Here is a 4416-nt window from a genome sequence, read left to right as displayed (position 1 = left end):
AAGCGAAAGCGGGCAGCATCGACCCGGTCTTTGGCCGAGACAGCGAAATCCGCCAGATGGTGGACATCCTCTCCCGCCGCCGCAAAAACAACCCGTTGCTGGTGGGCGAGCCGGGCGTCGGCAAAACCGCGCTGGTGGAAGGGCTGGCGTTGCGCATTAGCGAGGGCAACGTGCCGGACAGCCTGAAAACGGTCAGCCTGCGCACCCTGGATTTGGGGCTGTTGCAGGCGGGGGCCGGGGTGAAAGGCGAGTTCGAACAGCGGCTGAAAAACGTGATTGAGGCGGTACAGCAGTCGCCGACGCCGGTGCTGCTGTTTATCGACGAAGCGCACACCCTGATTGGTGCGGGCAATCAGGCGGGCGGGGCCGATGCCGCCAACCTGCTGAAACCGGCGCTGGCCCGCGGCGAACTGCGCACCATCGCGGCCACCACCTGGAGCGAATACAAACAGTATTTTGAGCGCGATGCGGCGCTGGAGCGCCGTTTTCAGACCGTGAAAGTCGATGAACCGGACGACGCCACCGCCTGCCTGATGCTGCGCGGGCTGAAGGAACGCTACGCCAGCCACCACGGCGTACATATTCAGGACTCGGCGGTGCAGGCGGCGGTGAGCTTATCACGCCGCTACCTGACCGGCCGCCAGCTGCCGGACAAGGCGGTCGACCTGCTGGACACCGCCAGCGCCCGGGTACGCATGAGTCTGGACACCGAGCCGGAGGCGCTGGTGCAGGTGCAGGCCGAACTGGCGGCGCTGGCGCTGGAGCAGCAGGCGATAGAGCAGGATACGCTGCTCAGCGCGGAGCTCAACCCGGCGCGGCTGGCCGACATCAACGACCGCCGCACGCTGTTGCAACAGCAGCACACCCGGCTGACGCAGCAATACCAGCAGGAGCGTGAACTGACCCAACGGTTGCTGGCGTTGCGTCAGGATGCGGGGCGGGTGGTGGATCGCAACGCGGTGCACCAGCAACTGCGCGAGCTGCAAGGCTGCCTGCCGCTGCTGTCGCTGGACGTGGATGCGCGCACCGTGGCGACGGTCATCGCCGACTGGACCGGCGTGCCGCTGGGCAGCCTGTTAAAAGACGAACAGACCCACCTGCTGCAACTGGAGCAGCAACTGGGGCAGCGGGTGATCGGGCAGGAGGCGGCGCTGCTGGCGCTGGCACAACGGCTGCGCGCCGCCAAAACCGGGCTGACGCCGGAGAACGGCCCGCTGGGGGTGTTTTTGCTGGCGGGGCCGAGCGGGGTAGGGAAAACCGAGACCGCGCTGGCGCTGGCCGATGAACTGTTCGGCGGTGAGAAATCGCTGATCACCATCAACCTGTCGGAATATCAGGAAGCGCACACCGTCTCGCAACTGAAAGGCTCGCCGCCGGGGTATGTGGGCTACGGGCAGGGCGGCGTGCTGACCGAAGCAGTGCGCAAACGGCCGTACAGCGTGGTGCTGCTGGATGAAGTCGAAAAGGCGCACCGCGACGTGCTGAACCTGTTCTATCAGGTCTTTGACCGCGGCATGATGCGCGACGGTGAAGGGCGGGAAATTGATTTTCGCAATACCGTCATCGTGATGACCGCCAATCTGGGCAGCGACCACCTCATGCAACTGCTGGAGGAACGTCCGGCGGCATCGGAGGCGGATTTGCAGGAACTACTGCGGCCGATCCTGCGCGACCACTTCCAGCCGGCGCTGCTGGCACGCTTCCAGACGCTGATTTACCGCCCGCTGGGGCGCGAGGCGATGAAACGGATCGTCGGCATCAAGCTGGGGCAGGTGGCACAGCGGCTGCAACGGCATTACGGCATGGCGTGTGACATCGACGACAGCCTGCGCGACACGCTGGTAGCCGCCTGCCTGCTGCCGGACAGCGGGGCGCGCAACATCGACAGCCTGCTGAACCAGCAAATCCTGCCGGTGCTGAGCCAGCAGCTGTTGCGTTATCTGGCGGAGGGGGAGCAACCGCAGCGCCTGCGACTGGGCTGGGATGAAGAGGACGGGATCGTGCTGGAATTTAGGGGATAATCAGGACAAAGTATATGGATACTGTTGAAGAACTTAACGGAACGTATTTTTTGATGGCATGAATAACCTGACCGCCTGGGAGTTACTTTTTTGGATATTGGTTGATGAAACAGAAAAGCAGCTAGGTGTACAGGATATTGCGGGCATTGCCGCCTTAATACTGGGTAACAACATCATTGATATTCCAGGTAAGCCGGAAACGGCAACCAAGGGAACATTCCCATCTTCGTTATTTTTTCGCAGACACATCAGCTATAAATTTCGCAAAAGAGTCTTACCTACACTGACGAAAAAGTCATTTTAATTGAAAGGGATAAAGATTTTCTGGGTTAATAATCTTGGTGCTTTTGTAGGGAGAGCGGTTCCTGTTTTGGGATGGGTAATTTTGGCAAATGATATTTCCGTTATCAGTTTTCGAACGGTCACCCGATACAACATCATTGCTCGTGAAAAGGATAAAATCTGATGAATAGGGTAATTGATGACAAAGTAAGAAACTTTATTCCCCATGAGCTCCCTTTGGTCACAACCCTTTTTCTGAAACGGGTGAGCGTAGATGATGATGCCGTATTGCAGGAACTCTTTGATGTTGAAGATGTGGCTGAAATGGCCGAAGCATTTTTTCGCCACTTTCATATCCCTGCAGGGGATTTTTCTATTGAAAGTTACTATCCCTGGAATGGTAAGTCTGCATTTTTATACAAAAGAATAACGCAGAATAAATCTCCATTAATGATCCGAATGTTTATTGAATCCGCCAGGGCTGGGCGCTGGTTATATAAATAATTTGTTTTTATTCCCTCCTGTCATTCATCATTGGATATCGAAGACTTCTATGGAACTGAATCGCTGAGTCAGCTCTATCGTTATGACATCAGCTTCACCAGCATAGATAAAAATATTGATGTCAGCCAGATGTTGAGCGAACCGGCGACCCTGACCATGGGAACCGGGATGCTCGCTATCCTGACCGGTCAGAAAGTGGTTCATGGTGTGGTGACGTACTTTGAGCGTATAAGTAGTTCTGCCGACCAGACCGAATATATGATAACGCTTGAGCCATTTCTGGCACTGCTGCGTAACCAGCTCCGTACTCACCGTTTCTTTGTCAATAAATCGGTACCGGAAGTGGTGGAGCAGGTGTTGCAAGATCATGGCCTGAAAGGCTGGGAGTATGAATTCAACCTGAAGATGGACTACCTGGTGTTTGATGAACAAATCTCTCTAAACTAAAGGTGATTGTTGATGGATAGCGCAAAAGAGATTGCCCGAGATATGCTTGAGGCAATCCAGGTTGATAGTTCGGGATTTATGGGGGCGATAGTAAAAGGAATTATTTTATTTCCTGTGAATCTGGGATATCTGGGGTACGATTTTATTGATACCGAACATCGTAGTGAAAATTTGGATGATAAATTCAGATTTGCGGCGTTGATTAAGAGAGTAACCCTTCATAAAGAGACTATTGAGATGGTTATTAAACCATTTATTGATAATTTTATTTCGCATGTTGATATCGATAAAGTAACATCATTTTCAAAGAATGTTGTAGGGGGGACGGTTGGGAAAGTTATTTTTTCGCAAGTTACCGGGGTTAATCTTGGGAGGGCAATTGCGGCTCAGGGAGTGGCTTCATATGTTTCTGGAATGATAGCCGGGGGTGTTCTGGCTATTGGGGCAGAAGTAAGTAGGGCTATTTATACATCAAGATATTTACGTGAAAGAAACCCTGTGATGTATGCAAGGTTATATCGAATGGGAGACCTGGATCTTCTCTATTATCTTGTTGAAGATATTGTCAGGCCATACGAAAGAGCCTGTGAAGAGGCTGAAAGAAACGCGGAAAAATTTAACAAGATATGCCAGTATTTCTTTGAGGGATTATGAATATAAAAAATTTTTTTCTCATGATTATTTCCCGGTTGGTCGCTGGCGTTGGGATGACGCTGGGGTTGATTGGCATTGTTTACGCCGTCTGGAGTTTCTTCTTTTCACACTCCTCATACTGGTTTCTTTGGGGTGGGTTAGGTGTTGTAGGTTTTTTTATTGGCTATGGTATTTATAAATTCGCTCTGACTTATATCTATAACGAGTGGGATCGCTATCGTTAATTGGTTGTTTAAATGAGAAACTTATGATCATTGTTTCAGATGACATTATCCATGGAAGCTGGAGTTATTCTAATGAAAAATATATATGAGATGATTGGCGTCACACTTAACCGCTATAGTCTGAATATTCCATCCTGTCCTTATTCTATAGATGTGGAGGATTTTGATGGTCTGGAGCAGATGAGTTCTCTGATCTTACCCAGCAATAGTGGACACGGCGCTAAGTGAGTAAACTCTTAACCAGAGGTAGCTCACATGACAAAATCAGCATCAAGCAAAAAGCA

At 52.0% G+C, this 4416-nt stretch carries 4 protein-coding genes and 2 pseudogenes; all 6 read left to right on the top strand.

Annotated features, from left to right (window positions below):
- Positions 1 to 2021 (top strand): type VI secretion system ATPase TssH (tssH, locus tag ACQKDS_RS20080; protein WP_427673886.1); only part of this gene is annotated, 2021 nt, incomplete at its 5' end.
- 14 nt (positions 2022 to 2035) lie between these two features.
- Positions 2036 to 2487: pseudogene (locus ACQKDS_RS20075) on the top strand (STM2901 family protein).
- Positions 2487 to 2807 carry a DUF1493 family protein gene (locus ACQKDS_RS20070; protein WP_399674037.1) on the top strand — a complete coding sequence of 107 codons (321 nt, stop codon included), beginning with the start codon at positions 2487 to 2489 and terminating at the stop codon, positions 2805 to 2807. Before ACQKDS_RS20075 ends, ACQKDS_RS20070 begins: the two are co-directional and overlap by 1 nt.
- Before the next feature lie 9 nt (positions 2808 to 2816).
- A pseudogene (locus ACQKDS_RS20065) lies at positions 2817 to 3221 on the top strand (contractile injection system protein, VgrG/Pvc8 family); the annotation flags it as partial.
- Positions 3222 to 3266: 45 nt separating this feature from the next.
- Positions 3267 to 3908 carry a hypothetical protein gene (locus ACQKDS_RS20060; RefSeq protein ID WP_399674039.1) on the top strand — a complete coding sequence of 214 codons (642 nt, stop codon included), beginning with the start codon at positions 3267 to 3269 and terminating at the stop codon, positions 3906 to 3908.
- Positions 3905 to 4132, top strand: a complete 228-nt coding sequence (locus ACQKDS_RS20055) for a hypothetical protein (RefSeq protein WP_399674041.1) — start codon at positions 3905 to 3907, stop codon at positions 4130 to 4132. Before ACQKDS_RS20060 ends, ACQKDS_RS20055 begins: the two co-directional genes overlap by 4 nt.
- Positions 4133 to 4416 lie beyond the last annotated feature (284 nt).

The sequence above is a fragment of the Serratia sp. NPDC078593 genome, from assembly GCF_050268245.1.
In the GTDB taxonomy this organism is placed as follows: Bacteria; Pseudomonadota; Gammaproteobacteria; order Enterobacterales; family Enterobacteriaceae; genus JBNNGK01.
The sequence above is the reverse complement of the archived record's forward strand: the minus strand, read 5'-3'. Positions and strand labels throughout refer to the sequence as shown.

Coding starts and splice junctions, on each gene's coding strand:
- ACQKDS_RS20060 (WP_399674039.1), top strand. CDS start 3,267: ATGGATAGCGCAAAAGAGATTGCCCGAGATATGCTTGAGGCAATCCAG.
- ACQKDS_RS20070 (WP_399674037.1), top strand. CDS start 2,487: ATGAATAGGGTAATTGATGACAAAGTAAGAAACTTTATTCCCCATGAG.
- ACQKDS_RS20055 (WP_399674041.1), top strand. CDS start 3,905: ATGAATATAAAAAATTTTTTTCTCATGATTATTTCCCGGTTGGTCGCT.